This window comes from Membranihabitans marinus (assembly GCF_021729155.1).
Lineage (GTDB): Bacteria > Bacteroidota > Bacteroidia > Chitinophagales > Saprospiraceae > Membranihabitans > Membranihabitans marinus.
Map to the genome: position 1 here is coordinate 81,992 of NZ_JAJQYA010000002.1, position 26,857 is coordinate 108,848.

Annotated in this window: 23 protein-coding genes; 12 read left to right on the top strand and 11 right to left on the bottom strand. The window is 38.2% G+C overall.

The window, feature by feature from the left end; genetic code table 11:
- Window positions 1-62: 62 nt before the first annotated feature.
- Together LVD51_RS01645 and LVD51_RS01650 are read right to left on the bottom strand one after the other, a co-directional pair.
- The gene (locus tag LVD51_RS01645; protein WP_236969432.1) at window positions 63-995 is read right to left on the bottom strand and encodes an alpha-E domain-containing protein; all 933 of its coding nucleotides are present in this window, start codon (window positions 993-995) and stop codon (window positions 63-65) included.
- Window position 996: 1 nt separating this feature from the next.
- Window positions 997-2,457 carry a circularly permuted type 2 ATP-grasp protein gene (locus LVD51_RS01650; protein ID WP_236969433.1) on the bottom strand — a complete coding sequence of 487 codons (1,461 nt, stop codon included), beginning with the start codon at window positions 2,455-2,457 and terminating at the stop codon, window positions 997-999.
- 170 nt (window positions 2,458-2,627) lie between these two features.
- Here LVD51_RS01650 and LVD51_RS01655 point away from each other — a divergent pair, with 170 nt between their 5' ends.
- A complete protein-coding gene (locus LVD51_RS01655) occupies window positions 2,628-5,957 on the top strand; it encodes a transglutaminase family protein (RefSeq protein WP_236969434.1) in 3,330 nt (1,109 codons plus the stop codon).
- Between the two features lie 64 nt (window positions 5,958-6,021).
- On the opposite strand, the gene LVD51_RS01660 is transcribed toward LVD51_RS01655, so the two are convergent.
- Both LVD51_RS01660 and LVD51_RS01665 read right to left on the bottom strand, forming a co-directional pair.
- Window positions 6,022-7,281 carry a DUF7033 domain-containing protein gene (locus LVD51_RS01660; protein ID WP_236969435.1) on the bottom strand — a complete coding sequence of 420 codons (1,260 nt, stop codon included), beginning with the start codon at window positions 7,279-7,281 and terminating at the stop codon, window positions 6,022-6,024.
- 1 nt (window position 7,282) lies between these two features.
- Window positions 7,283-8,407 carry a DegT/DnrJ/EryC1/StrS family aminotransferase gene (locus LVD51_RS01665; protein ID WP_236969436.1) on the bottom strand — a complete coding sequence of 375 codons (1,125 nt, stop codon included), beginning with the start codon at window positions 8,405-8,407 and terminating at the stop codon, window positions 7,283-7,285.
- A 67-nt stretch (window positions 8,408-8,474) separates the two neighbouring features.
- Between LVD51_RS01665 and LVD51_RS01670 the strand changes: the two genes are divergently transcribed.
- Entirely contained in the window at window positions 8,475-8,792 is a 318-nt protein-coding gene (locus LVD51_RS01670; protein WP_236969437.1) for a 2Fe-2S iron-sulfur cluster-binding protein, read from the top strand.
- Here LVD51_RS01670 and LVD51_RS01675 read toward each other — a convergent pair whose 3' ends face one another.
- Window positions 8,793-9,167, bottom strand: coding sequence for an START-like domain-containing protein (locus LVD51_RS01675; RefSeq protein ID WP_236969438.1), 375 nt, complete (start codon window positions 9,165-9,167; stop codon window positions 8,793-8,795).
- Window positions 9,168-9,363: 196 nt separating this feature from the next.
- On the opposite strand from LVD51_RS01675, the gene LVD51_RS01680 reads away from it, so the two are divergent.
- Window positions 9,364-10,233, top strand: coding sequence for a sigma-70 family RNA polymerase sigma factor (locus LVD51_RS01680; RefSeq protein ID WP_236969439.1), 870 nt, complete (start codon window positions 9,364-9,366; stop codon window positions 10,231-10,233).
- A 389-nt stretch (window positions 10,234-10,622) separates the two neighbouring features.
- Here LVD51_RS01680 and LVD51_RS01685 read toward each other — a convergent pair whose 3' ends face one another.
- Entirely contained in the window at window positions 10,623-11,093 is a 471-nt protein-coding gene (locus LVD51_RS01685) for an Lrp/AsnC ligand binding domain-containing protein (protein ID WP_236969440.1), read from the bottom strand.
- A 101-nt stretch (window positions 11,094-11,194) separates the two neighbouring features.
- Between LVD51_RS01685 and LVD51_RS01690 the strand changes: the two genes are divergently transcribed.
- Window positions 11,195-12,169 carry a hypothetical protein gene (locus LVD51_RS01690; protein WP_236969441.1) on the top strand — a complete coding sequence of 325 codons (975 nt, stop codon included), beginning with the start codon at window positions 11,195-11,197 and terminating at the stop codon, window positions 12,167-12,169.
- Here LVD51_RS01690 and LVD51_RS01695 read toward each other — a convergent pair.
- Window positions 12,149-12,718 (bottom strand): L-threonylcarbamoyladenylate synthase, encoded by a 570-nt coding sequence (locus LVD51_RS01695; protein ID WP_236969442.1) that lies wholly within the window; start codon window positions 12,716-12,718, stop codon window positions 12,149-12,151. The two genes, LVD51_RS01690 and LVD51_RS01695, sit on opposite strands and share 21 nt — an antisense overlap.
- A gap of 98 nt (window positions 12,719-12,816) precedes the next feature.
- Between LVD51_RS01695 and LVD51_RS01700 the strand changes: the two genes are divergently transcribed.
- The 7 genes from LVD51_RS01700 (at window position 12,817) to LVD51_RS01730 (ending at window position 21,199) form a co-directional block, all read left to right on the top strand.
- The gene (locus tag LVD51_RS01700) at window positions 12,817-15,066 is read left to right on the top strand and encodes a PKD domain-containing protein (RefSeq protein ID WP_236969443.1); all 2,250 of its coding nucleotides are present in this window, start codon (window positions 12,817-12,819) and stop codon (window positions 15,064-15,066) included.
- Between the two features lie 76 nt (window positions 15,067-15,142).
- Entirely contained in the window at window positions 15,143-15,496 is a 354-nt protein-coding gene (rplS, locus tag LVD51_RS01705; protein WP_236969444.1) for a 50S ribosomal protein L19, read from the top strand.
- Window positions 15,497-15,574: 78 nt separating this feature from the next.
- Complete coding sequence (locus LVD51_RS01710) at window positions 15,575-16,792, top strand: metallophosphoesterase (RefSeq protein WP_236969445.1); 1,218 nt, start codon at window positions 15,575-15,577, stop codon at window positions 16,790-16,792.
- A complete protein-coding gene (locus LVD51_RS01715; protein WP_236969446.1) occupies window positions 16,789-17,160 on the top strand; it encodes a hypothetical protein in 372 nt (123 codons plus the stop codon). The genes LVD51_RS01710 and LVD51_RS01715 overlap by 4 nt, the downstream gene beginning before the upstream one ends.
- Window positions 17,150-17,635 (top strand): DUF6794 domain-containing protein, encoded by a 486-nt coding sequence (locus LVD51_RS01720; protein ID WP_236969447.1) that lies wholly within the window; start codon window positions 17,150-17,152, stop codon window positions 17,633-17,635. The genes LVD51_RS01715 and LVD51_RS01720 overlap by 11 nt, the downstream gene beginning before the upstream one ends.
- 564 nt (window positions 17,636-18,199) lie before the next feature.
- Complete coding sequence (gene topA, locus LVD51_RS01725) at window positions 18,200-20,707, top strand: type I DNA topoisomerase (RefSeq protein WP_236969448.1); 2,508 nt, start codon at window positions 18,200-18,202, stop codon at window positions 20,705-20,707.
- Window positions 20,708-20,713: 6 nt separating this feature from the next.
- The gene (locus LVD51_RS01730) at window positions 20,714-21,199 is read left to right on the top strand and encodes an Lrp/AsnC family transcriptional regulator (protein ID WP_236969449.1); all 486 of its coding nucleotides are present in this window, start codon (window positions 20,714-20,716) and stop codon (window positions 21,197-21,199) included.
- A 294-nt stretch (window positions 21,200-21,493) separates the two neighbouring features.
- On the opposite strand, the gene LVD51_RS01735 is transcribed toward LVD51_RS01730, so the two are convergent.
- A complete protein-coding gene (locus LVD51_RS01735; protein ID WP_236969450.1) occupies window positions 21,494-22,855 on the bottom strand; it encodes an aminopeptidase P family protein in 1,362 nt (453 codons plus the stop codon).
- Window positions 22,856-23,106: 251 nt separating this feature from the next.
- On the opposite strand from LVD51_RS01735, the gene LVD51_RS01740 reads away from it, so the two are divergent.
- Window positions 23,107-23,685 (top strand): HupE/UreJ family protein, encoded by a 579-nt coding sequence (locus tag LVD51_RS01740; RefSeq protein ID WP_236969451.1) that lies wholly within the window; start codon window positions 23,107-23,109, stop codon window positions 23,683-23,685.
- Between the two features lie 17 nt (window positions 23,686-23,702).
- Here LVD51_RS01740 and rlmB read toward each other — a convergent pair whose 3' ends face one another.
- Genes rlmB through LVD51_RS01755 form a run of 3 tightly spaced genes read right to left on the bottom strand, consistent with a single transcriptional unit; the run spans window position 23,703 to window position 26,835 of the window.
- Window positions 23,703-24,461: a 23S rRNA (guanosine(2251)-2'-O)-methyltransferase RlmB gene (rlmB, locus tag LVD51_RS01745; protein ID WP_236969452.1), complete on the bottom strand. Its 759-nt coding sequence runs from the start codon at window positions 24,459-24,461 to the stop codon at window positions 23,703-23,705.
- A 9-nt stretch (window positions 24,462-24,470) separates the two neighbouring features.
- Window positions 24,471-25,790: a hypothetical protein gene (locus LVD51_RS01750; protein ID WP_236969453.1), complete on the bottom strand. Its 1,320-nt coding sequence runs from the start codon at window positions 25,788-25,790 to the stop codon at window positions 24,471-24,473.
- A gap of 46 nt (window positions 25,791-25,836) precedes the next feature.
- The gene (locus LVD51_RS01755) at window positions 25,837-26,835 is read right to left on the bottom strand and encodes an aspartate-semialdehyde dehydrogenase (protein ID WP_236969454.1); all 999 of its coding nucleotides are present in this window, start codon (window positions 26,833-26,835) and stop codon (window positions 25,837-25,839) included.
- Window positions 26,836-26,857: the final 22 nt, after the last annotated feature.

Sequence of the window (26,857 nt, forward strand, 5' to 3'; positions counted from 1 at the left end):
GAAATTTTCTTTTTATCGATAAAAATCCCCCAAAGATATGAAATATCTTGAAAGCTATTTTTTTATTCAAAAAACTCTTCGGTGACTAATTCATTTAGATTATTTAAATCGATTAATAATTCCTCGCAAAAAACTTTGAGATCCCCTACTTCCACAGATGTGGTATATTTTACCTTATTGTATAGTTTTCCCGTAAAGAAGATTAATTTTTCGTGGCCAGACTCCCAATTGGGTATGCGATCGGCAAGAGAATAAATTTTCCTTAAATTATATAAAATAGACCATGGAAATGTGCGGTGAAAGAGAATAAAATCAGATGATGTCTCCGCGGCGTTTTGATTTTTGTAATAGCGCTTATAGATGTCAAAAGCATTGAGAATTTTTAGGGTTGTCGTCCATTGGTATTCCTGTAAAACTCCATTCTGACTGGTTTGACTGAGGATCTCAATGTCGGTGAGTTTACTCCTAATCGTTCTGAGGATTTGTATGATCCTTTCAATGTAAATTCCCAGATTGATAATGGCCCACACAAATTCGTGAATGAGGGTTTGATTGATACAGGATTTAATGCTGTAACAATGTCTGTTGACTTCTTGGGTGAACTCATATAATCCCCGGGTTTTGAAATATGTGTCGGGGAAGGACTGTACAAATCTGTAATAGGTGTTTACCATTTCCCATAGTTCTTCACTCAACATATTCTTTGAGCTTCTGGCATTTTCTCTCGTATTGAAAACACTGGTATATATAGAAGCCGAACTGGCTGGGTCTAATCCCACCTTTAATATAATGTCCTGCTCGTCGAGATGATCTGTCTGGGTATCGTATTCTATCCCAGTCATATGTATAATGGATCTTAGGGTGAAGTTTTTGTTTTGTAAGTTGGGCGCATCGTACATTGAAAAATATTGTACTTTGGTATACCTAGCCAAGTGTTCTGACCTCTCCAGATATCGTCCCATCCAATATAAGTTGTTCGCTACTCTAGATAACATATCAGCTGTTTTTTAAAACCCAGGTGTCTTTTGATCCTCCACCTTGAGATGAGTTAACAATTAGACTATTTTCTTTTAAGGCCACTCTGGTCAATCCTCCCGGCAAAACGTAAGTGTCTTCACCACTCATAAGGGCAAAGGTTCGAAGATCGATATGACGAGCTGCAAACTTCTTTTCCTCTTCTATATATGTCATATGAGTAGATAGATACATCTTGGGTTGTGCTATATATTGTCTGGGATTTTCCATCACATTTGCTCTAACTACGCCCAATTCTTCTTCGCTGAGTTGATCGCAGATCATTACCCCGTATCCACCGGCCATGTCTACTGGTTTAATCACTAGTTTGGCAAGATTTTCCAATACATATTGCAGGTCTTTGGGGTCCCTGCAGATATAGGTTGGGACATTGTCAATGATGGGATCTTCTCCTAAGTAATACTTAATGATTTTGGGCACGTAGGCACAAATGGCTTTGTCGTCAGCAAAACCGTTGCCCGGGGCATTAATTATATTTACATTGCCTTTGAAATAACAATTCATCAACCCAGAGACTCCCAACAGTGATTCTTTGTTAAATATTTCAGGATCCAAAAAATGATCGTCGATACGTCGATAGATGACATCTACTCGAATTGGACCAGCTGTGGTCTTCATATAAACAAAGTCATTGTCTACAAATAAATCATCACCTTGAACCAATTCAATACCCATTTCCTGTGCTAAAAATGAATGTTCGTAATAGGCAGAATTGAATTGACCAGGAGTGAGGAGAACGCAATTGGGATTCTCGACTTTTGTCACTGCTACACTGTGCATCATCTTTAAAAGTTCATCGGAATAGTCAGATACGGGAAGAATTTCCTTGCTTTTGTATATCGATGTAAAGCTTCGATGCATGATTTTGCGATTCATCATAACATAACTCACTCCTGAAGGATTTCTTAAATTGTCTTCTAATACATAAAATTTTCCATCGCTATGTCGAATGAGGTCGGTGCCACTAATATGGGTATGAATACCTTGGATCGGTGTAAATCCTCGCATTTGGGGTATGAAGTTTTTGGAGCTTTCTATTAAATCCAAAGGGACAATTTTGTCCTTAATAATGGATTGTTTATTATATACATCGTTAATAAACAAGTTGATGGCATTATTTCTTTGAATTACACCTTTTTCTATAATTTCCCATTCCTTGAGAGAGATGATTCTAGGGATTAAGTCAAATGGGAATATTTTTTCTACACCTACATTGTCTTCACCATATACTGCGTAGGTGATTCCGAGGTTGAGAAAGGATAATTTTATGGAATCGTTGAGTCGCTGGAAGTCCAAAGGGCCGAGGGATTCAAAGGTGTTGAGTATATCTTTATACAAAGATTTTACTCCTTCTTTTGGACACATGACCTCGTCAATAAAATTTGGTCTAAAATTGTAATTATCAAAGATTATTTGCTCCATGCCTTGTATTTTTTAAAAATGAAGAATAATAATTCCTTTATATGAGAGGAATAATTACATGAAAATTGAAAAAGAATACTTGAAAATAACAAAACCTAATTTTGTGGACTATTCATAATCTGTAATAATTGTTATTTTCAACTTATATTCATCAACAGCACAAGTAGATTATGAGCATAAAAATTGCCATTCAACACAATACTTACTATCGATATGATAGCCCTGTTCAAATGTGGCCACAAACCATTCGTTTGAAGCCAGCTCCTCATACTAGAACTGAAATCTTGAGCTATAGTTTAAAGATATCTCCTTCAAATCACTTTATCAACTGGCTTCAAGATCCATTTGGGAATTATATGGCTAGGGTTGTTTTTCCCGAAAAAGTGGATCATTTTTTCGTCGAAGTTGAAGTTATAGCCGATTTAATTCATATAAATCCCTTTGATTTCTTTTTGGAAGATTACGCTGATAAATTTCCCTTTGAGTACGAAGAAGGTCTTAAAAAGGAATTGGCTCCGTATTTTGAAGTTGAAGAAAATGGGGAACTTTTTAATACTTTAAAACAAGAATCCAAGTTGTCGGAAGCCCAGTCGACCATCGACTATTTGGTAGATCTCAATCAGCGTGTGTACAAATCCATAGATTACACCATTCGATTGGAGCCGGGGATTCAAACCTGTGAGGAAACCATGAAATTGGGCAGTGGGAGTTGTCGCGATACCGCTTGGCTATTGGTGCAGCTTTTGCGAAGTCATGGTCTGGCAGCTAGATTTGCCTCTGGATATTTGGTCCAGTTAACACCGGATCAAAAATCCAATAACGGAGCCGATGGGCCATCTGAGGATTTTACCGATTTACACGCCTGGGCCGAAGTATATATTCCAGGTGCGGGTTGGATTGGTTTAGATACTACTTCTGGCCTGTTTACCAGTGAAGGTCATATCCCCTTGTCCTGTACTCCTTCGCCCTCAAGTGCTGCAGCTATTTCGGGATTTGTAGGGCCAACTAAAGTGGATTTTCAATTTACCAACATGGTAAAACGACTGAATGAAGGACCTCGAGTGACCAAGCCATATCAAGTCCAACAATGGGAAGACATATTGGCATATGGCAAACGGCTAGATGAGAGAGTGGAACAAGAGAGAATACGGTTGGTCATGGGGGGTGAGCCTACCTTCGTGTCTGTTGAAAATATGGATGCAGAAGAGTGGAATCAATCCGCTGATGGAGAAGAAAAAAGGGAAAAAGGCTATAATCTAGCCTTAAAGATGAAAGCTGCAATGGCTCCTAAAGGCATGATTCATCAAGGACAGGGCAAGTGGTACCCAGGCGAACCCATCCCTCGATGGCAATATGTAATATATTGGCGCAAAGATCAATATCCACTTTGGAAAAACGATAAATGGTTGGCCAATCCCAATCGAGAATTGGATACGTCAATGGAAGAAGGTCGCAAGTTTTTAAATACACTGTCGCATCATTTGGGATTGACTGAGTCTATTGTCCAACCGGTGTATGAAGATATCTATTATTTCTTATGGGAACAAAGTAAGCTCCCCTTGGGCACAGATCCTTTTTCTATGCCGAAAGAGGGTAGTTTGGAACAGCAAAAGTTGGCCGAACTCTTGAATCACGGCTTGGAAAATGAAGTGGGCTTTATCTTACCTCTAAGATTTGACCCGTTTACCAAACAATGGGTAAGTTGTAAATGGAATACCGGTAGGGATCGATTATATCTTATTCCCGGGAATTCTTCATTGGGGTATCGACTTCCGCTTTCCTCACTTGCAGAGACCGATTCAGACGAAGAACAAAAGGTATTGTATGCCCCGAGTCCAATGGAGGAATTGCCTCCATTGTCGAAAGATAATTCATCCTATGATTCATTGAAGGATAATATTCAAGGAGATAATTCTATTAAGACGGCCTTAAGTGTTGAAATAAGAAATGGAATACTCTATGTATTTCTACCGCCATTGGAGGATTTGGATTTCTTTATTGATTTGATAGGTCAAATAGAGAAAACCTGTGAAGCCACGGGAATTCCCATTATTATCGAGGGCTACCAACCTCCCTCTGATAATCGATTGGAACAGATGTCGGTTACTCCAGATCCAGGGGTGATTGAAGTAAATATGAAACCGGCAGGCAGTTGGTCGGAAATTGTTCGCAATTATAAATATTTATTCGAATCGGCTAAAGAAGTCAATTTAGGTGCAGAGAAATTTATGCTTGATGGCAATCACACCGGTACTGGGGGTGGAAATCATATCACCCTTGGAGGGCATATGCCCTATGATAGTCCACTGTTGAGAAGACCAGATTTGTTGCGCAGCATGGTTTCCTTTTGGCAAAACCATCCCGGCTTGTCGTATTTGTTTTCTTCTGCCTTTGTCGGTCCGACGAGTCAGGCACCGAGGGTAGATGAGGGTAGAAAAAATATCTTATTAGAATTGCAGATCGCTTTTAAAGAACTAGATAAATATCCCAATCCAAGTCCTTGGTTAGTGGATCGGATATTTCGAAACCTTCTCGTCGATATAACGGGAAATACTCATCGTGCTGAATTTTGTATCGATAAATTGTACAATCCCAATTCTAAATCGGGTAGAATGGGAATTCTCGAATTGAGAGGGTTTGATATGCCACCCAATGTAGAAATGTGTTTGGTACAAATCTTATTGATTCGTGCCCTAGTGGTTAGCTTTTGGGAATGTCCTTATCGATTCCCCCTCATTGACTGGGGAACTGACCTCCACGATAAATATCTGTTGCATTATTATGTAAAGCAAGATATGGAAGAAGTCGTTCGCTATCTCAATCAAGGCAGGGATAGATTTGAATTGGAGTGGTTAGATTGTTTTTTCGAATTTAGATTTCCAGTCTTAGGTCGAACCGTTGTTCAGGGAATAGAGATCGTGATTAGAAAAGGAATCGAACCTTGGAATGTATTGGGAGAAGAAATGTCAAATTCAGGTACGGCTCGCTTTGTCGATAGTTCTGTAGAAAAAATTGAGATATTGGTCAAAGGGATTCAGAAAGAGCGCTATCAATTGTTGTGCAATAGAGTAGTGCTACCTCTTCAACCAACCCAGAAGCCAGATACCTACGTCGTGGGTGTCAAGTACAAGGCTTGGAATCCACCATCGGCATTACATCCTACTATTGGCGTCAACTCTCCACTGACCTTCGATATCTATGATACTTGGAATAAATGCTCTATCGGGGGATGTGTGTACCACGTAGTCCACCCAGGGGGTAGGAGTTATGAAACCTTCCCTATCAATACCATGGAAGCTGAAGGAAGAAGGATAACTCGATTCTTTAAAAATACCCACAGTGCTATTCCAAACGATATCATTCAAGATAGCATGAATCAGGGTGACAGCATAAAGAGGTTCGTAGTAGATCAATCTCAGTCCGATCATATTCTCGAACCAATTTCTCGTCCAGATCTCGTGGAAAGCAAACATACCGTTGATTTAAGACAACTCGTATGAGATTAATATCAAGATGGATTTATTGAAAAATATAAACAAGTGTTTGTGAAATATTGAAAGTAAATTACTTAAAGACTGCCAAATTCAAGGATTGAATTTGGCGATAAAATTCCTTCCATTGGGCAAGTGAATCTTCGGTTTTTAAGTCCATTCGCGTATTGTGGAGCAGTATGCTGATGACGCAATCCTCACGGTGATCGTGAAGAAAGGATATGATTTTGTTCTGCATTTCCTTCTCCGAAAAATCGAGGTAGTCGGTAAAGCTAGCATCCATAAGGTGGAGGGGGACTTCTATAAAGGAGTAGGGTTTATTTCGTTTTAAATCAAAGGGGTGGAATGGTCGGCCATAAGAGTTTCTAAAACCGTATTGTTCTGCAAAGCCGAGGGATGAATCCATAGATAGACCTGACTTTTGGATATTTTCATAGTGATGGGGGAGGTGGAATTGTAGAAAATGATTGCGGTTGGAAGTAATTGGACGGCGAATTTTAGCTATTTCAGTCTGGTAATCATAGGGGAAACTGCTCTTGTGCAATCCAATTTGGGAACCGGAATCTAAAATCTGGTCAATTTTCTTTTGGATACCGGCATGGCTAATTGAATAATCGGCATGAGAGATCTTGTCGATGCGATCACTTTGAAATTTGCCTTCTTCGGTTAAAAAGAAGAAGGTAGATATCAAGCCATGGGTTTTTTCGATGGCCAAAATATCTTCAATATTGTCCCATTTTGATTTTTTGTCAAGGGTTTTAAGCAGGCCCTGCCAAAGTAATTTTATTTTTTTCAACCTCCAGCCCAGCAATAGATCGACCTTCCAATCGCTGTAGAGAAAGTCGATGTCGTGAGACCAAAAAACTTCCGATGTCCTAGTCCGATGTGATTTGCCAAATACTTTGGAATAGATTTGATTGAAAATTTTCTGACAGTAATTGACATGGATGATATCTGCCTTATATTGAATAGAGGCTTTAAACGGATATCTGTCGAATCGATCTCTTTGCGATGGAGGGAGCAAGTGTTCGTGCAGACTATTGATGAGGTAAAAGCAACAGGCCAAAGGCTCTGTTCTAGCAAAATCATCTAGTCCCTCTGGTAAATTGTATTGCTGGCAGACCGATGCGATTTTGCCATTTAACAATAGATCGAAACTATCGGAAATGGCAAATAAACCTTTACGATCAATAATTAACTCAAATCCATTATGGTCAATGGACTCGTAATCAATGTTTTGGCTGTCTGCAAACAAGGACCACATATACCTGCCTACTGGCTGCAAATCTGGAGCTAGGTCTATGGTAATCCATGTTGGCAGGCCTGATTTCATTTTATTTAAAATATTCTACAATAATATCGCAAATGAATTTTTGAGTTTCTTCATCGAGTTCACTGTGCATGGGCAGGGACAATACCTCATTGGACAATTGAATGGTATTGGTACAATCACCTACTTTAGAAGGATGCTTAAGAAAAGCTTTTTGTTGATGTAGGGGAACGGGGTAGTACACTCCATTGGGAACTTTGTGTTGGTCAAGTGCTGCTTTGACTCCATCTCTGTGATTGTCTTTTATCTTAAGGGTAAATTGATGATAGACATGATTGGAGTAGGATTCTTCTGTAGGCAATACGATTTGAGGGATATCCTCTAGAGCTGACTTGTACCGTTGAGCGGCAGTATATCGGGCCGAGTTGTATTCATCCAAATGACGGAGTTTTACATTTAAAATACTGGCTTGGATGCTATCCAGTCTTGAATTGACCCCTATTTCGTCGTGATAGTACCTTGTTTCCATGCCGTGATTGGCGATGATTCTTATCTTATGAGCCAGATCGTCGCTGTTGGTAAACAGGGCACCACCGTCTCCGTATGCCCCTAGGTTTTTGGATGGAAAAAATGAAGTGCAACCAATATCACCCAGACCTCCCAATTTAACGGCTTTGTGGTCTGAGGAATACGAGGCGCCAATGGCTTGCGCATTGTCTTCAATAACCAATAATTGATGTCTTTGGGCGATGTCTAATATTTCTGTCATCGGTGCGCTTTGTCCAAATAGGTGGACGGGGATAATGGCCTTGGTTTTGTCGGTGATCAAGGATTCGATCTGTTGGGGAAGAATATTGAAATTGTGGTAATCGACATCGGCAAATACGGGAACCATACCCAATAGGGAAATGACTTCTGCCGTGGCTATAAAGGTAAAATCGGGGACAATAATCTCTGAACCCAAGGGCAATTCTGCAGCCATAATGGCTATTTGTAATGCGTCGGTACCATTGGCGCAGGCGATTACGTGTTTGACGCCAAGATAGCTGGCAAGATTATTTTCAAAGGATTTGACCGGTTGGCCATGTATAAATTGAGTGGATTCTAAACAGTCCATAATGGCAGTATCGACCTCAGATTTTATCTTGAGATATTGACTTTTGAGATCAACCATTTGAATATTTTTCATAACTATTATTTTGTTTCGTTTCTGAAAATCAATCAGCATTGTATATTTGCAGTCGAAATTAATTGAAATGATAGAGATTACGGTAATAGATCGCGAAAATAATAATCATAATATTGAAGTGCCTACCGATATGGGGTTGAACCTCATGGAAGTATGCAAGGCCTCAGATTTGCCAGTTAAAGGGACATGTGGAGGTATGGCATTGTGTTCGACATGTCATGTATATGTGATGAGCAATACTGAACTTCCCGAATTACAGGATGCGGAAGAAGATATGTTGGATCAAGCCTTTTTTGTGGAGGAAAACAGTCGTCTTGGCTGCCAGTTACAGATAACTGACAGTATGGATGGCTTGATCGTTCAATTGGCACCAGAGGCAGAATAATTAACCTCCGGTTTCTCTTTTTAGTTTAGTGATTTGAGAATTCCACAATTCTTTTTGTTCATCTTGTTCGTCGCTATCACAATAATCGGTGATGGTCAAGATGGTTTCATTGGTCACGGGAGAAATGTCAATTTTAAATTCAAAGAATTCATCGGGATATTCTTCCCATTGAAATCGAATGCGTTCTTCTTCAAAATCGTCAATCATAAAAGCAGTTTCTTCGAAACCACTCCATTCGAAGGTGTATGTGTCGCCCGTAATATCTACAGCATCACAGAACCATCGTACAAGACAAGAAGGTGTTGTTAGAAATTTATATAGTATTGTAGGTGAAGCTTTAAATAAAAATTCAAGATCAAATGAAACTCTTTTCATGGGTTGTTGTTTTAAATTGAGGCAAAAGAAAATTTAATTTATTGGAAAAACCAAATTATTTTATCCTTTTTTAGTTTTTGGAACTAAATTTGTATTTAAAACATTTCCAATTTATAGTAGACAACTACTAGGTTATAAAGTAGCAAATGGTTAACTTTGCGCACATTTTATTCATTGTTGATAAGAAAAATAATACATGAGGCAACTGAAGATCACGAAGTCGATTACCAATCGAGAGAGTCAATCACTAGAAAAATATTTACAAGAGATAGGTAAAGTTGATCTGTTAACTCCAGAAGAGGAGGTAGATTTGGCAAAAAGGATCAAACAAGGTGATCAAGAAGCATTAGAGAAATTGACAAAGGCCAACCTTAGATTTGTGGTCTCTGTAGCTAAGCAATATCAAAATCAAGGATTATCCTTAAGTGATTTGATTAATGAAGGAAATTTGGGTTTGATCAAAGCGGCTAAAAGATTTGATGAAACCAGAGGTTTCAAATTTATTTCATACGCTGTTTGGTGGATTAGACAATCTATCTTGCAAGCACTGGCTGAACAATCGAGAATTGTGAGATTGCCTTTGAATAAAGTAGGTTCATTAAATAAAATTAATAGAGCCTTTTCCGAGTTGGAGCAAGAATTTGAAAGAGAGCCCTCTTCTGAAGAATTGGCCGAGCAATTGGAAATAGCCCCAGATGAAGTTGAAAAAACTTTAGGTGTTGCAGCTAGACACGTATCTATGGATGCACCCTTCGTAGATGGGGAAGACAATTCATTGTTGGACGTATTGGAAAACGATAATATCAATTCTACCGATAAGTCTTTGGAATACAATGAATCGTTGAAAACTGAAATAGAGAGATCCCTCAACACCTTGACAGAAAGACAATGTGATGTTGTGAAATTGTATTTTGGTATTGGTGTAGAGCACCCAATGTCTTTGGAAGATATCGGCGACAAATTTGGATTGACCAGAGAGAGAGTAAGACAAATCAAGGACAAAGCCATCAATAAATTGAGATCGGCTTCTAGAAGTAAATTGTTGAAACATTACTTAGGGAGCTAGTTTCCTAAGGGTATAAATATTTTAAACGGCTAACTTTGTGATCGAAGTTAGCCGTTTATATTTTATAGTTATGGGATTCATTATTTGGTGATGATGAATCTTAGCCTAGGGCCTTATTATCGTTACGCTTTTGATCTATCTAGAGTCATTACTATGGTCGTAAATCACCTTTATGTACGGATGCCTCACCGAGACTGTGATGATGGCTACCATCTTCTAAGTATTGGTGAGAGGAGAAGAAGTTGTGAGAAAGAAAAGATGTTTTGTGGACTTCTATGGTATTTGAGAAAATTGGAATGTATTCTCTATAATTTGAAAGAGAGAGGTTTTAGAAGTTCTGTGATCTTCTAGGTCAATAGGAGGGGGAATAATGCTATATTGTAAGTGATTTAATCCTTGGTCAAAGTAATGGGGCGATTGATACTTTCTTCTAATGCAATCAGTGTTTCTGTCCGTTGTATGCCTTCAATGGCTTGGATTCTTTCACTTAATAGTTCTCTTAAATGCATGGTATCCTTACAACATACTTTAGCGAAAATACTGTAATTTCCTGTTGTATAGTAGGCACTTACCACTTCTGGTATAAGTTTGACCTCTTCAATGACTTTGTGGTATAAATTACTTCTTTCCAAGAAAATACCAATAAATGAGGTAATATCATAGCCTAGTTTGGTGGCATCTACTTCCAATCTAGATCCTTTGACTACACCTAAATCTTCTAATTTTTTCATGCGAACATGAACCGTTCCGCCAGAAACAAAAAGCTGTTTGGCAATATCGGTATAGGGTATTTTGGCGTCTTTCATGAGTATAGATAAGATTTCCTTATCCAATTTGTCTAAATCCTGTATTTTTGTCATTGGTAGTAATGGGTTTTTTTAAAAAAATCCTTGATAAATTTAAAGTAATTAAAATATTTATAAGAATATTTATCATTTTTTAAATGTATAAAATATACAATTTGAAATTTAAGAACACTGTTTTTTTACTTTTCTTCATTTTGGGATTGGCGGCCATTCTTGTCGGGTATTTTTATAGTCGAAATGAGATTTCTTCAGAAGATTATTTTGATATTGAACGCCAAATGCTGGTTCAAACTTCATTCGATCCCTCACTTCCACTGAAAGAGGAATGGTTGGTCAACGGTATTCAAGTATCTCGATATTTTGATAGCCAAGGAGATAATTATAAGTATAAAGGAGGATTGAAAACCAATCTTGTCATCGATGAAACCTATAGTTCAACAGATGTAAAAAACCAACTGGAAGATATCGAGGAGGAGGAAGTCAATGTTGAAGGCTATCTATCTTATGAGTGGTTGGCCAACAATGTCTATGTTTTGGTAGATAAAATTGACGTTGAAGGGGTGTCGAATTTTCTTAAAGCATTGGATGAATATCGGGATAGTCATTTTGAGAATATGGTGATCGATTTAAGATTTATTCGCGAAGTAGACATTCCTTTAACCATTCGCATGCTGAACCAATGGTGTGCCTTGGAAAATTTTACCTTGGACAGTATTCAGTCAACGGTTGGAGATCGGGAAATCATTTCGAGTGGTAAGCCTTTTTTTCAAGCTGATGAATATTATTTTTTGGTTTCTTCTCACAGTCCTTTACCCTTGTTGCATTTATTGAAAAGATTGACCAGTCACTCTGATTACCATATGGTCGGTCAAATTCCGAATATTCCTTCACGACTATGCGTTGAAAAGACTTATTCCATCGAAGATCGAAGATACAGTATTTGCGACTTTGTATTGACAGACAACAGTCAAGTCGAAGAATACCAGGCCAAGTCCATTTCTAATGATGCAATGATAGAAAATTATAAATCAATGTCTGAATTGTTGTTTTCTATTTCTACGGAAAACAAGGAAGAACAGTTAAAAACAACAATGAAAGATTTTCTGGAATTACTCTCTCAAAAAAATTAATTCCTTTTGACTAATTGAAAATTTGGCAATAGAAGAGGGTAGGATATCTCCGTTATTTTCGGGTTTGTAATCGACGATGTAGTCCACACTTTGTAAAATTTCCGGGGAAATGTCTTCAAATTTTTGAGGGAAAGGCTGTTGACTAATATTGGCCGAAGTACTCACTATGGGTTTGCCAAATGTCTTAATTACATCTTTGCAAAAATTATCTTGGACAATGCGTATGGCAATGGAACCATTCTCAGCCGTTATACCATTCGCATAATTTATTTCCGGATGGTCAAAAATAATAGTTAATGGTCTTGTGTTATAAAATAAGATATTTTCGAGTTTTGGATGTATATTAGGGACAATGGTTTTGAGCATAGCTATGTCATCCACCAATATTATTAAAGGCTGATTGTGCTTGCGTTTTTTAATGGCGAAAATTTTGTCAACTGCGTTTTGATCACTAGGGTCACAACCTAAGCCCCATATAGTATCGGTGGGGTAAAGAATAACCCGACCAGAATTTAGCTGTTCGACAACATTGAGTACTTCTCTATTCATAAAATTATATTAATTCAGATCCCAAAACGCAAATTAAAGACAATTAAGTACTATTTTAAATTTTATTTTTAAAAAATAGCCTCAATCTAAATGACTTCATGGTTTCATTAAGACAAATATTTTTCCTTCTATTAACTCTAGTCACGACCTCATTGTCGGCGCGACATATTATAGGAGGAGATGTGACCTATAAATGTCTAGGTGGAGGCAGGTATTTGGTTACCATGTATGTGTATAGGGACTGTAGGCCTCAAGAAAATGCCGCCGCATTGGACTCCGATGCCTCTATAGCCATATATCGAGGGGATTCTCGCTATAGTTTAGTGGGATCCTTTATGACTCCTTTGCGAAGTAGAGATTATATAAATCCTCCCGACTACCCCTGTGTAGAATTGCCCCCGGGATTATGTGTTGAACGCGGAAAATACGAATTTGAAATTAATATACCTGCCTGGCCATCGACTCAAACTTATACCATAGTTTATCAGCGATGTTGTAGAAATAATACCATTTCCAATATCGTAGATCCAGGATCTATTGGGGCGACCTTTTATACCCAGATTTCACCTGAATCACAGGCGGAATGCAATAATAGTCCGGTTTTTAAAAATTTTCCACCCACAGTTGTTTGTGTGGGGCAGGCCTTTGTATTTGACCACTCTGTAACCGATACAGAAGCAGATTCTATCAGTTATAAATTTGGAACTCCATTGGAAGGAGGAGGGATGGAAGGAAGCTCTCAGAACAATCCCGGTAATGCAGCTGGATGTAATGGGGTAAAACCAACTCCACCTTGTCCACCCCCATTTAGGCAGGCTACTTTTAAGTCGCCATTGTATTCTACTAACAATCCGATGGGGGGAGACCCCATCGTTAGCATCGATCCTCAAACCGGTGTAATCACCGGAACACCAACGGTACAAGGACAATTTGTAATATCTGTTATCGCAGAGGAATTTAGGGCTGGAGTGAAAATTGGAGAAATCATTCGAGATTTTCAGTTTAATGTGGCCAAATGCGATCCTACGGTAGTGGCTCAGGTCAAATCGGCCATTACCATCGATGAGTCCAGTGTATTTCTAAGATCTTGTGGAGAGTTTACCATCCCTTTTAGGGATTCTAGTTATGAAGAAAGATTTATTAAAACCTGGGCCTGGAAATTTGATATCAATGGCAATGAAGAAGTGTATAACAGTAAGGATGTCGATGTAACCTTTCCAGCTTTGGGAAATTATACGGGGCAACTCATCGTCAATGAAGGAACGGAATGTAGTGATAGTACCGATATTGTGATTTCTGTCCTACCCAATATAGAAGCGAGTTTTGATTTTTTCTATGATACCTGTGTGGCTGGTGATGTGACCTTTAACAATTTTAGTTTTTCCGACGCCGATGGAGGGATAACGTCCTACCAGTGGGATTTTGGTGATGGCTCACAATCCACCCTCAAAGATGTCAAGCATTTGTTTCAAAGTCCAGGATTAAAAGAGGTCTCTTTATTGGTGACCGATAAAAACCAATGTATGGCCACCATGGTTCAGACATTATCATATTATCCTATACCTCCATTGGATGCCTTCCCTATGAATACAGAGATAGCCTGTTTGCCGGCTGGAGTAGTTTTTGATAATCTTCCACCACCCATCAATGGGGAGTACGATATCTCATGGGATTTTGGAGATGGTGAAATGGGAACGGGGTATCAACCCTATCACATATACGAGGGACAAGGAGTATATGACGTGGGAGTGGACATAATATCTCCTATCGGTTGTAGTACATCTGTATTTTTCCCTAGAATGGTAGTGACTCAGCCCAGTCCAATAGCTGATTTCGACTACAGTCCGTTAAAACCCACTAATTTGGACAAGGAAGTGACCTTTGTGAATCAATCTACAGATGCGGTTTCATATGTGTGGGATATACCCAATGTAGGTAGTTATACCGATGAAAATATTGTTATAAATTTTCCTGATTCAGGTATTTACTTAGTGGCATTGACCGCCATCCATGAAAATGGATGTATGGATACCGCATTCAGGCCAGTAGATATCGAACCCATAGTGATCTATACCGTGCCCAATGCATTTTCACCTAATAACGACTTGACAAATGATGAATTTAAAGGTTTGGGTGTATTTGTAGGCATGAAGGATTTTCGAATTAGAATCTATGATAGATGGGGTAGCCAAGTTTTTACCAGCAATGATCCACAGGAAGGATGGGATGGCAGTATGGGGAGTCAAAATCGTGCCGCATTGCCAGGAACATATGTGTATGTGGTTGAATATTTGGACGCTAGAAACCGACCAAAGACATTTTTTGGTGAAGTTTTTCTGATAAACTAAGCTATGGATTCTTTTTTTAATATAATTAGATTATCTTTGCAGCCGCTATTAAGTCACCAAGTAATCTAATAGAGCAATGGATGCAGTAAAATTTGTACAAGAGCAGAATATAACAAAGAAAGATTTTCCTGAGTTTCAAGCAGGAGATAATGTAGAGATCGTCTATAATATCGTGGAAGGAGGAAAAGAAAGACCTCAGGCCTTTAGAGGGGATGTTATAAAATGGAGTGGCGAAGGCGCTACCAAAACATTTACCGTTAGAAAAATTTCTCACGGTGTAGGTGTTGAGCGTATCTTCCCTATTAATACTCCTAATATTATTGAGATTAAAGTATTGAAGCGAGGTAAAGTACGTCGTTCTAAACTTTATTATCTACGTGCATTAGTAGGTAAACGTGCTAAAATTAAAGAGAAAAGAACATATAAATAGAACTTTAGTTATATTATAATGTTTAAGAATAATTGCTGTGTTTCTATTTGAGACACAGCTTTTTTTATTTATAAGATTATGAAAGTAATGATGTTGTTTATTATTGTTTTGGTTTTGTTGGATGCTTATGTATATAAGGCTTTAAATGGATATACCGGATTTAATTCAAAGTCTCCAATTTTTTGGGGTTTAAATTTATTGGTTTATTTGTATTTTATGGCCGTCCTGTTAGGCAGTGCTAAATCCTTACCCGATGGGGCATCGATCTATATTCGCGCTTTCATATTTATATATCTTTTATCAAAATTATTCCTGTTAATCCCCCTTTTGTTGGAGGATGTAGGGCGTGGTATACGATACCTATCTATGAGAATGCGACCTCAACACGACAGTGTGGATGGGATATCTAGGTCAAAGTTTATTCGCAATTTTTCTATTCTGATGGGGTCTATTCCCCTATTGGTCTTGGGATTTGGAGTGGTGAGAAATATATACCGATACAAAATTAGAAAAGTAAAACTCCCCGTAGCTGATTTGCCCGAGGAATTGGAAGGATTTAGAATAGTTCAGATTTCTGATATACATGCGGGTACATTTCCTCAAAAGAAACCCATATTAAAGGGCATTGAAATGATCAATGATTTAAAGCCGGATTTATTTGTATTTACAGGGGATTTGGTCAATTCCGTTGCCGATGAAATCGATCCATATATCGATTATTTTTCCCAAATAAAATCAACTTATGGCAACTATAGTATCTACGGCAATCACGACTATGGAGACTATCACGAGTGGGATTCGGAAGTAGATAAATTGCAAAATGATATTGATTTCAAAGACAAGCACAAGCAACTCAATTGGCAGTTGTTGAGCAATGAATCTAAAATAATAGAGGTGAATAATGCTAAAATAGCTGTTATTGGCGTTGAGAATTATAGCACCATAGCTCGTTTTCCCAGAAAGGGGAAATTGGACGAAGCGATAAAGAATACAGATATGGCAGATTTTAAGGTTTTGTTATCTCATGATCCTACGCATTGGAATGCGGAAGTGACGACGAAATACAAAGATATTAATCTCACCCTATCTGGACATACCCATGGTTTTCAATTTGGTATTGAAATTCCAAAATGGTTTAGATGGAGTCCCAGTCAATATATTTATAAACAATGGGCGGGATTATATCGAGAAAATGAACAATATATTTATGTCAACAGAGGTTTTGGTGTATTGGGGTATCCCGGAAGAGTAGGGATATTGCCAGAAATTACATTCATTGAATTAAAAAAAGCATGACAGATATTAAGTTGGGTTTTTTGTTTTTGCTGTTGACCATAGTATTATCTTCCTGTGATCGTCGACCACCTTATGAAGAATTGGTACAGGGACAATGGGTCATCGATGCAGCCCTCAGGAAAGGAAAACCGACGAATACCCTTAATGGATTGTATTTTACCTTTAAGAACGATTCCGTATTTTCGAATATGGAATCAATTCCCAATAATATTTATGTGATTCAGTCGGATACTATATCTATTTCAGCAGACAACCCACTTACTTTTCACATAGAATCAATTGACTCCAACCATATGCATCTCAATGGCTGGATTCAAAACACTCATTTTATACTGAAATTTACGAAAACTAAACATCATGGTGATTAAATGGATGGCTTTTTGGTCTTGCCTTTTAATGCATAGTATGGTGGTTTATGGGCAAGTAGATTCCATGACCCTGGAAGAGAAAATACAACTTGAATATCAAAAACGTATAGTCAAGTCTCATATTAATGGTGTGTTTATCCCCCCAGATTACTCCTCTGCACTGGAATTGTTAGATGAGATTATAGAACCCAAAGGAAAAATGAAATACAGCGAACAGCCGGAAGACTACGCTGTCAATAATGTTTTTTTTAGTTTTGGCAGATGGTTGCTTATTAATTGGGGGATAGAAGAAGGCAGCCGTTTAACGGTTTCTCTAAATAAACTCGGACTTACCTTCCCAGATGATATGGTGAGGGCTATAATGGTGGGCTACCATCGCAAACTTAACCGCAGACCAGTGGATATTGAAAAAATAGTAGAGGAAGTTGTGGAATACAGATTGCAAAAGACATCAGAGTCTTCAGAATCTCAGTGATTTATCTCCAATCAATGAGGAAGGTATAGTTTTTTCCTATTTGTCAGTTCAGCTGCCAATCCTATGTTCAAATCAATTTTAATTCCCTATTTTTTGAGGCCTTATCTTCTGTTGAGGCTCGCACTTGCAGAGCTCTTGTGTTAAAAGTAAAAATGATAATACTTACTATTTTTGAGAATTTGTTTCCCCTTATTTTAAATGATGAAATTCAAGGTATAGGCTGAGAAATTTTAATTTTATTCTAGATATTATATTAATGTATTCTCGCAATTTATATCTTTGACCAAATTTGGTTTCTTTAATGCACCCTAATGTGGGGCTATGGATACAGTTATTGGGAATAGTGGATCTATTGTTTTTACGTGATGTAATTTGCTGTAGAACTGAAGATTATCGATTGCTTATTACAGTTGTATTCATAGGGAAATGCCTTTAAAACCAACCACTATTTTTTACATTAAGAGGGTATTGAGTATCTGGTATTGTAATCTAAGACTAGGAGTGTGGGTTTAAAGAAGAGACTGTTTAATAAAATATTTTATAACAAATTATTTTTAGCACTGTATGTCTAAAAAATTAGTAATAGTAGAGTCCCCGGCAAAAGCAAAGACCATTGAAAAATTTTTAGGTAAAAACTATACGGTTAAATCCAGTTATGGTCATGTCCGAGATTTGGACAAGGGCAATGGAGCAGTCGATGTAGAAAATGGTTTTAAACCTAAATATATTGTGTCTCCCGACAAGAAGAAGGTGGTGAAGGAGTTGAAGGACAATATGAAAAAAGTAGACGAAGTGATACTCGCGACGGATGAAGACCGCGAAGGAGAAGCCATATCATGGCATTTATGTGAGGTCTTGGGACTGGATCCCCAGAAGACTGAGCGGATTGTATTTAGAGAAATTACCCAACCCGCCATCCTCAAAGCAGTGCAAAGTCCTCGAACCGTGGACAAAAATCTTGTGGATGCTCAGCAAGCGAGAAGGATCTTAGATCGCCTGGTAGGTTTTGAGCTGTCCGAGGTGTTGTGGAAAAAAATTAAGGGGAAGTTGAGTGCTGGTCGAGTCCAGTCGGTATCGGTTAAATTGGTAGTAGAGCGGGAGAGAGAGATTAATAATTTTGTTGTAGAAAACTTTTTTAAGGTCACTGCCTTTTTCCAAATTCGCAATGAAAGTGGAAAAATGGTTGAATTAAAGGCCGTCCATCCAGGCAGGTTTGATGAAGAAACCAATGCTATGGATTTTTTAAAGGATTGTGTTGATGCCGAATACAAGATTCACAATATTGAAGTAAAACCACTAAAGCGAAGACCTTCTCCACCTTTTATTACTTCTACCTTGCAACAAGAGGCCAGTAGGAAATTGAATTTTGCGGTAAAGCGAACCATGATAGCAGCGCAAAAACTATACGAAGGTGGTCATATTTCATATATGAGAACAGATTCCACTTACTTGAGTGAGACTGCTATTCAAAATATATCTAAAACTATAATTGCAGATTACGGACAAAAATATTTGCAAACGAGAAATTATAAGAGTAAGTCGGCTGGTGCACAAGAAGCTCACGAAGCCATTAGACCTACTTATTTTGAGAATCGCTCTATGGGCACTGACTCCGATCAAAAGCGATTGTATGAACTGATATGGAAGCGAGCGGTAGCTAGCCAAATGGCCGATGCAGTATTGGAAAAAACCAATGTTGATATTTCTATTTCTACTCGTCCCAGCGATTTGTTGAGAGCAGAAGGGGAGGTGCTCAAATTTGACGGTTTCCTCAAACTCTATATTCAATCCAACGACGAGGATGAAGAGGAAGAAGCTAAGGGAATGTTGCCACCTCTTAAAGTGGGACAAGAGCTACTGCTAAAGGAGATGTTGGCCAAAGAGAGTTTTACTCGACCGCCAGCGCGATATACGGAAGCATCCCTGGTTAAAAAACTGGAAGAACAAGGTATCGGGAGACCATCGACCTATGCTCCGACCATCAGTAAGATTATGGAAGAAGGGCGGGGATACGTCACCAAGGAAAGTAGAGATGGGGAAATGCGAGAATATCGTGTACTCTCACTAAAGGCCGGTACCATCAAAACCAAAGATGAAACCGAGAATACGGGAAAAACCAGTAACCGTCTGTATCCTTCAGATATGGGGATGGTGGTCACTGATTTTCTCGAAAATCACTTTGATAAGGTAATGGATTACAATTTCACTGCCAGTATCGAGAAACAATTTGATACAATAGCCGATGGGCAATTGCAATGGCAGTCGATGCTAAAGGATTTTTACGAACCTTTTCACAAAGATGTCAATACTACATTGGAAGAGGCAGATCGTTTTAAAGGAGAACGCGTCTTGGGGAAGGATCCCGAAACTGGATACGACATTATTGCTCGAATATCTAGGTTTGGAAAACCGCTGATCCAAAAAGGGAATTTTGAAGAATTGGGAGAAGATGTTAAGCCTGCTTATGCCAATCTTAAGTTTGATCAAAGCATCGAAACCATTACTCTGGAAGAAGCTCTGCAATTGTTTGATTTGCCTCGACAGTTCGATGAATTCGAAGGCAAGGAGGTGTCGGTTAATGTCGGTAGATTTGGGCCATATATCAAATGGGGTGATTCTTTTATATCACTGCCCAAGGGCGAGGATCCCTATACTGTAGATGAGGAGAGAGCGATAGAATTGATTAAAATTAAGAAAAAGGAAGACGAACCAGTGGCCACCTACAAGGGAGAACCCATTACCCAAGGGAAGGGGAGGTTTGGTCCTTTTCTTAAATACAAATCTCTATTTGTCAATATTCCCAAGAAATACGATCCCAATAATTTAAGTCAAGATGAAATTTTTGACCTTGTAGAAAAGAAGATTGAAAAGGAAGCCAATCGATATATCAAAAGATGGGAAGATAAAAAGTTGGCTTTGGAAAATGGCCGTTGGGGACCATTTATTCGATTCAATAAAAAGAGTATCTCACTGCCTAAGAAGGAAGATGGCACGAAGTACACCCAAGAAGATTTACAAGATTGGACGATTGACGACGTTATGAAAATAGTAAATAACAGTCCGAAAAAATAGTGAGTCATGGCAACAAAGATGGACGAAATAGATATCAAAATATTGAGTCAATTGATATTGGATGCAAAAAAAGCCTATACCCAAATTGCCAAGGATTTGGGCATCTCCAATACTTTGGTTCACCAACGTATATCGAAGATGAAGGATGCTGGGGTGATCGATAAAATGGAAGTTAAATTAAATCCTAAGGTGTTGGGCTTTGAGACCTTTGCCTATATGGGTATAATATTGAAAGACACCAGTAAGTCCAAAGAAATCATAGAAGTATTAAAAGAGATTCCAGAAATCATAGAATGCAGCTATGTGACAGGGAATTATTCCTTCCTGTTGAAAGTCATTGTCCGTAATAATGAGCATTTGAGAGATGTATTTGAGCGATTGGATAATTTAAAGGAGATTCAACAAACGGAAACCATGATAAGCTTTGGCTTTGAGTTTGAAAAAAACTTTCCCATACATTTGTTGGATCAGGAGCAGACCTCAAATGATTGATGGTCTATCCCACTGATGGTCTATCAGAAGGAGAACGTACTGTGTTTTTGGGGAAAAGATCTATTTCGCCAAAGATAAACTAGGTAGTCATTCCCTGATTTTAATCTAGCTATCAAACCATTTAGATATATACGAAATATATTTATAAAACCGGATCAAAATCTTGGTCACTATATCACTATCTCTTTCAGTTTGGGATTATTTATTATACTACTTATACCACAACCTGATCACTTCTAATTTGGGAATAGAAGAGTAGCCTAGAAAATAAAGATTTTTCATATGGTATTATAGCTAACAAGGAATAGCTGGTCCTAGGATTTTGCCTTTTTTAGATGTGATGACTACATTGTCTTCTAGGCGAATACCTCCGAAGGAAGACCATTTTTTCAATTCTGAATACGATATATGCTCAGGGAACTTATTTTGTGATTGCCAGCTATCTATCAATGCAGGAATAAAGTATATCCCCGGTTCTACCGTGATGACATTGCCTTTTTGTAGATTTCTACCTAAGCGAAGGTGGTTAATGCCAAACTGATCTGATTTTTCGATTATTTTATTATAACCTACATATTTTTCTCCTAAGCCTTCCATATCATGGACGTCCATACCCATCATGTGACCCAGTCCATGGGGGAAGAACAAAGCGTGAGCTCCTTTAGCTACTATTTCGTCTGCATCACCTTTGAGTAGTCCTATGTCTACTAAACCTTGAGCGAGGATCACAGAGGCTAAAGTATGTACTTCTTTGTAGGCGATGCCTGGTCGCAATCTCTCAATAGATTCATCTTTGGCTTTCAGTACCAAATCGTAGACTTCTTTTTGGCGGCCTGTAAAGATTCGATTGACAGGAATGGTTCGAGTAATATCACTGGCGTAATGCATTTGGTTTTCTACGCCGAGGTCACAAAGCAATAGCTGTCCCTCTGACAGTATGTTTTCATATCTATTAGAGTGTAAGATTTCTCCGTGGACGGTGATGATGGCTGGATATGCCAATCTGCAATTGGCATCTATAACTACTTCCATGGCTTTGCTTAGAATACTTTGTTCTGTCATGCCGGCGTTGGCATTTTCTCTTATCACTTTATGTGCTTTGGCTGTGACCGAAAGGGCTTGTTCGATTTCGTGTATTTCTCTATCTTCTTTTATGCTTCGCTGCGCTACTATGGCTTTAATTAAATCCACACTATGGCGATGATTACTCCGGATATATTGATGAATTAAAATATCGTGATAGGCGTGATAAGTCGGTAGGGTGTGGATGATTCTATTTTTTCGAAGGGCATTGGATAAGTATTCTTCCAATTGACTCAGTGGCAATACTTCAGATATCCCCGACTGCTCTGCATACCAAGCTAAGGATGGACGTTGTCCCACCCATACGGTTTGTTCAACAGATAAATCTTCCCCGAATAGTATTTCTCTGTCTTTATCGATGTCTATGATAATATGAATATCAGGTAAGTCTAGTCCTGAATAGTATAAAATATTGGAATCTTGGCGAAACGGGAAGGCATTGTGGCGATAATTCATACCAATTTCTCGATTTCCCTGCAACCAAATAACCCCGGTATCAATATGGTTTTTCAATTGTCCTCTTCTATTCCTGTATACTGCATCAACAAACATATTCTTTCTGTATTTAATCATCAATGTTGCCAATTTAAATCAATAATATGAATTAATGTAAATATTGTGTCTTAAGATTTTTGAAATTAGTGATTCTTTGGATTTTGTGGCGATTTGTAAATTATAATTGAATATATGTTGCATTTCTTGTAATAATACATGGGGTAACTGGGCTATGTTTATATAATTATAAGTTTAATAATATCTTATAGATTAAGTGAATCCATATTGCCTAAAATTTAGTATTTTCAGCGCAATAATAAGTTTTGACTATGCAAGAGTTTTTAGTGTTTTTTCGATTGGGGTTAGATCATATTACCGATGTCAATGGATATGATCATTTGTTATTTATTCTTACCCTCTGTGCCTTCTACAATCTCAGTCAGTGGCGTAATCTATTGATTTTGGTTACTGCCTTTACCATAGGTCATTCTCTTACTTTGGCATTGTCTGTAATGAATATTTTGGTGGCTCCTGCAGAGATAATTGAATTTCTAATTCCGGTAACCATCTTTTTGACAGCTATTTACAATATTGTGGCTCGATCAAAGGGGGATAAAAAAATTTATCTCAATTATTTTCTTGCATTGGTCTTTGGCTTAATTCACGGTATGGGATTTTCAAATTACTTGCGGGCATTAACCGATGATGCCGGTGAGTTGTTAGGTCAATTATTTGCTTTTAACGTGGGCTTGGAAGTGGGCCAATTGATTATAGTGGTTATCTTTTTCGCCTTTTATGCCTTACTCTCTGTTTTTACAAAAATACTGCATCGCGAATGGAAGTTGTTTTTTTCTGGGGCTGGTGCTGGAATCTCTTTAATTTTGATTTTAGAGCAGCTTATAGGTTAATAACCTAAAATAGCGGATTAGAGTGATGGTAGATCGGCGTATTTTCTTTGCCTTTGTACTTCATACATACTAATACCTGCTGCCACAGCAGCATTTAATGATTCTGTCTGACCCAGCTGGGGTATGATGTATAGTTGATCTGATTGGGATATAAATACAGGTGATACTCCATTGTCTTCCGATCCTATTACAATACAAATCGGAGATTTGAGATCGATGTTGGATAGAGGTTGTTTGGCTTCCAATGAAGAGCTGATGATTTGGATGCCATTGTTCTGGAGGGTGTTAATTGCCTCTTGCACCGTCGCTACTCTACTTATGGATATATGGTGTAGAGCTCCACAAGAAATCTTGGCTACTTGATCATTAATGGGTGCCATTTTTTTTGTAGGTAAGATTAAACCATGGACTCCAAGAGTTTCTGCCGACCGAACTATAGAACCCAAATTGCCTACATCTTGTACTCGATCCAAATATATAAAAAACGGTACTTCACCTAACTCATACACTTGGGCAATGACCATATCCAGGGATTGGAATCGCACAGGAGAGGTATAGGCGATAATGCCTTGATGATTGGCTTGTGATTTCTTGTTTAAAACGGTTTTGTGAACCCTCTTAATGGGAATGGCTCTTTCTTGAGCTGCATTCCTGATCTCGATTTCTACCCCTCCTTTTAGTCCTGTATCTATCCAAATACTGGCTATGGGTAAATCAGCAGCCATAGCATCCAAGATTGGCTTTCGCCCAACAATTAAGTCTGTTTTTTCTTTCATGACGCAGTTTTATTCTGCGGCTTTGACAAGACTAGCGATGACCATAGCTGTACTATCACTCCCGTTTTGCTTAGAATCGTCTTCGGATTTTGATTTTCCTGATTCAACTTCAGATTTCACTTCGCTATTATCGGATTCATTGTCTGTCAATAATTCTGCTGCTTTGATAACAGTAGGATCTGATGCGGTGATGGCCTGAGAAACTTTGATTTCTTCAGCTATTCTAGCTTTAACCGCCTTTTCTGCTTCTTTTCGCTCCGCTTCTTTCTTGTTGTTTTCCTCTTGTTTCTGCAGGGTTTGAATCCTTTTATTTAATTGCTTTTGAGTCTTCAACATATCCTCTAATTTCAACTCTTTAGACCGGATGCGCTCTTCAATAAGCGATAACTTGGCTTGTCTCAATTGAGCTTCGAGCTGTCCACCAGCATTTTGGATTTTATTTTGTTCGAAATTAAGGTTTGATTTATCTCTACCAATCGAACTTTCCATTTTTTCTATGGCAGACTTCAATCCTTCTAACCGACGAGTTGTCTTTTCAAGAGGAGAATTGGATGAACCTCCAGCACTACCATATTTTTTCTCTTTAATTTCTTTAAATAGACCGTCCAATTGGTTCCAAATAGTATTTTGATCTTCTCGAGTAAATTTTACTTTCTTAAGATCTCTTTGAAGATTTTTTAGTTCTTCAAAGAGTGGACGCAAAGATTTTCCACTTTCCATCTTGGCTTTGATGCCGTCTAATTTATCTTGAAACTTCTTCTTGTTGGCCTGTGAATCTTGATTGAATGAATCTTCTGCCTTGGCTCTCAAATTCTTGAGATTGTTAAAGAGCTCATTGGTCTTTTTGCGAATTTCATTGCCGTGACGACGAGCCAAGTTGTTTTCTCTGATTTGACTCTGTACTTTATTCCAGAAATTTTTCATTTCCGACCAAACATCTTGACTGAATTCTTCTATTGATTCAATGCGCTCTTCTAATTCATTTAATTCATGTTGATAGGTGGATTTCAATCTTTTGGAGAGGACTAAGAAATTCCATTCTGCTTGTGCCATCTTGATGAGATCTTCTCTTTCTACTTCATATTCTATAGGAAGTAGGGGATGGGTAAGTGACAGCTCTTTGACAAATGTCTCCTCAATTTCAGGAAACACGACTTCCTCCGCCCCATTTCGCCATTGATTGCGAACTAAATTGTCAAAATCTTCGGTAACTAAATCTCCTCGTATCACAGAAACTTCGTAAGTGCCTTCATCTTCATTTAGGTCGATGGTTATAAGCACTTTTTCTCCTTCTTTTTTCTTTCCCCAAAATACCAATCTATCTTTCATAAACTCACTGTATTTTAATATATGACTTACTAATTAAGTCAAATGATTATACTGTAACGTAACTATTTTTATATATATAATTTGCAATTTGAACTGCATTTGTGGCTGCACCCTTTCTTAAGTTATCGGCTACGATCCACATATTCAATCCATTTTCTATCGAATCATCTCTTCGGATTCGACCTACATAAACACTGTTTTTACCTTTGGCGTATAAGGCCATGGGATATTCTTGATTTGCGTGATCATTTTGAACTTCTACACCTTCGGTTTGAGCTAGAATATCAATGACTTCATCGATTTCAAATCCCTGATTGAATTCTACATTTACCGATTCGGAATGTCCTCCGTGTACTGGAACCCTGATAGCGGTTGCCGTTATTTTGATATTATTGTCTCCTAATATTTTTTGAGTTTCATTGACCAATTTCATTTCTTCCTTGGTGTAGTGATTGTCCAAGAATACATCACAATGGGGAATGCAATTGTCAAATATTGGATGTGGATAGGCTGGATCAGCTACCTTTTCTCCTTTTTTTTCTGCCTCGTATTGTCTAACGGCTTTAACTCCTGTTCCCGTAATGGATTGATAGGTTGAGATAACCAATCTTTTAATCCCGAATCTCTTGTGAAGATTAGACAAAGCTAGAACCATTTGGATGGTTGAGCAATTGGGGTTGGCTATTATTTTGTCTTCTGCAGTTATGGTGTCTGCATTGATTTCTGGTACGACTAATTTCTTAGTTGGATCCATTCTCCAAGCCGATGAATTGTCGATAACTATAGTGCCCACTTCTGCAAATTTGGGCGCCCAATCTAAAGAGGTTTGACCTCCAGCTGAAAAAATCGCAATATCCGGCTTCAAAGATACAGCTTCTTCCAACCCAATGATGGAATGAGACTTTCCTTTTACCTCCACTTGTTTTCCAATCGATTTCTCAGAGGCTACTGGTAAAAGTTCACTGTATGGGAAGTCATATTCTTCCAGTACTTTACAGATCTCTGTACCAACCATGCCTGTAATTCCAACTACTGCTAATTTCATTTTATTATTTCGGTTTATTACG

What these genes read in the sequence shown, in the direction of transcription:
- LVD51_RS01720 (WP_236969447.1), top strand. Translation starts at nt 17,150, where the DNA reads ATGGTGATTAAATGGATGGCTTTTTGGTCTTGCCTTTTAATGCATAGT.
- rplS (WP_236969444.1), top strand. Translation starts at nt 15,143, where the DNA reads ATGGATGCAGTAAAATTTGTACAAGAGCAGAATATAACAAAGAAAGAT.
- LVD51_RS01755 (WP_236969454.1), bottom strand. Translation starts at nt 26,835, where the DNA reads ATGAAATTAGCAGTAGTTGGAATTACAGGCATGGTTGGTACAGAGATC.
- LVD51_RS01695 (WP_236969442.1), bottom strand. Translation starts at nt 12,718, where the DNA reads ATGAATAGAGAAGTACTCAATGTTGTCGAACAGCTAAATTCTGGTCGG.
- LVD51_RS01675 (WP_236969438.1), bottom strand. Translation starts at nt 9,167, where the DNA reads ATGAAAAGAGTTTCATTTGATCTTGAATTTTTATTTAAAGCTTCACCT.
- LVD51_RS01710 (WP_236969445.1), top strand. Translation starts at nt 15,575, where the DNA reads ATGAAAGTAATGATGTTGTTTATTATTGTTTTGGTTTTGTTGGATGCT.
- LVD51_RS01700 (WP_236969443.1), top strand. Translation starts at nt 12,817, where the DNA reads ATGGTTTCATTAAGACAAATATTTTTCCTTCTATTAACTCTAGTCACG.
- LVD51_RS01750 (WP_236969453.1), bottom strand. Translation starts at nt 25,790, where the DNA reads ATGAAAGATAGATTGGTATTTTGGGGAAAGAAAAAAGAAGGAGAAAAA.
- LVD51_RS01730 (WP_236969449.1), top strand. Translation starts at nt 20,714, where the DNA reads ATGGCAACAAAGATGGACGAAATAGATATCAAAATATTGAGTCAATTG.
- LVD51_RS01735 (WP_236969450.1), bottom strand. Translation starts at nt 22,855, where the DNA reads ATGATTAAATACAGAAAGAATATGTTTGTTGATGCAGTATACAGGAAT.
- LVD51_RS01715 (WP_236969446.1), top strand. Translation starts at nt 16,789, where the DNA reads ATGACAGATATTAAGTTGGGTTTTTTGTTTTTGCTGTTGACCATAGTA.
- LVD51_RS01645 (WP_236969432.1), bottom strand. Translation starts at nt 995, where the DNA reads ATGTTATCTAGAGTAGCGAACAACTTATATTGGATGGGACGATATCTG.
- LVD51_RS01665 (WP_236969436.1), bottom strand. Translation starts at nt 8,407, where the DNA reads ATGAAAAATATTCAAATGGTTGATCTCAAAAGTCAATATCTCAAGATA.
- topA (WP_236969448.1), top strand. Translation starts at nt 18,200, where the DNA reads ATGTCTAAAAAATTAGTAATAGTAGAGTCCCCGGCAAAAGCAAAGACC.
- LVD51_RS01655 (WP_236969434.1), top strand. Translation starts at nt 2,628, where the DNA reads ATGAGCATAAAAATTGCCATTCAACACAATACTTACTATCGATATGAT.
- rlmB (WP_236969452.1), bottom strand. Translation starts at nt 24,461, where the DNA reads ATGAAAGAAAAAACAGACTTAATTGTTGGGCGAAAGCCAATCTTGGAT.
- LVD51_RS01670 (WP_236969437.1), top strand. Translation starts at nt 8,475, where the DNA reads ATGATAGAGATTACGGTAATAGATCGCGAAAATAATAATCATAATATT.
- LVD51_RS01650 (WP_236969433.1), bottom strand. Translation starts at nt 2,457, where the DNA reads ATGGAGCAAATAATCTTTGATAATTACAATTTTAGACCAAATTTTATT.
- LVD51_RS01685 (WP_236969440.1), bottom strand. Translation starts at nt 11,093, where the DNA reads ATGACAAAAATACAGGATTTAGACAAATTGGATAAGGAAATCTTATCT.
- LVD51_RS01740 (WP_236969451.1), top strand. Translation starts at nt 23,107, where the DNA reads ATGCAAGAGTTTTTAGTGTTTTTTCGATTGGGGTTAGATCATATTACC.
- LVD51_RS01680 (WP_236969439.1), top strand. Translation starts at nt 9,364, where the DNA reads ATGAGGCAACTGAAGATCACGAAGTCGATTACCAATCGAGAGAGTCAA.
- LVD51_RS01660 (WP_236969435.1), bottom strand. Translation starts at nt 7,281, where the DNA reads ATGAAATCAGGCCTGCCAACATGGATTACCATAGACCTAGCTCCAGAT.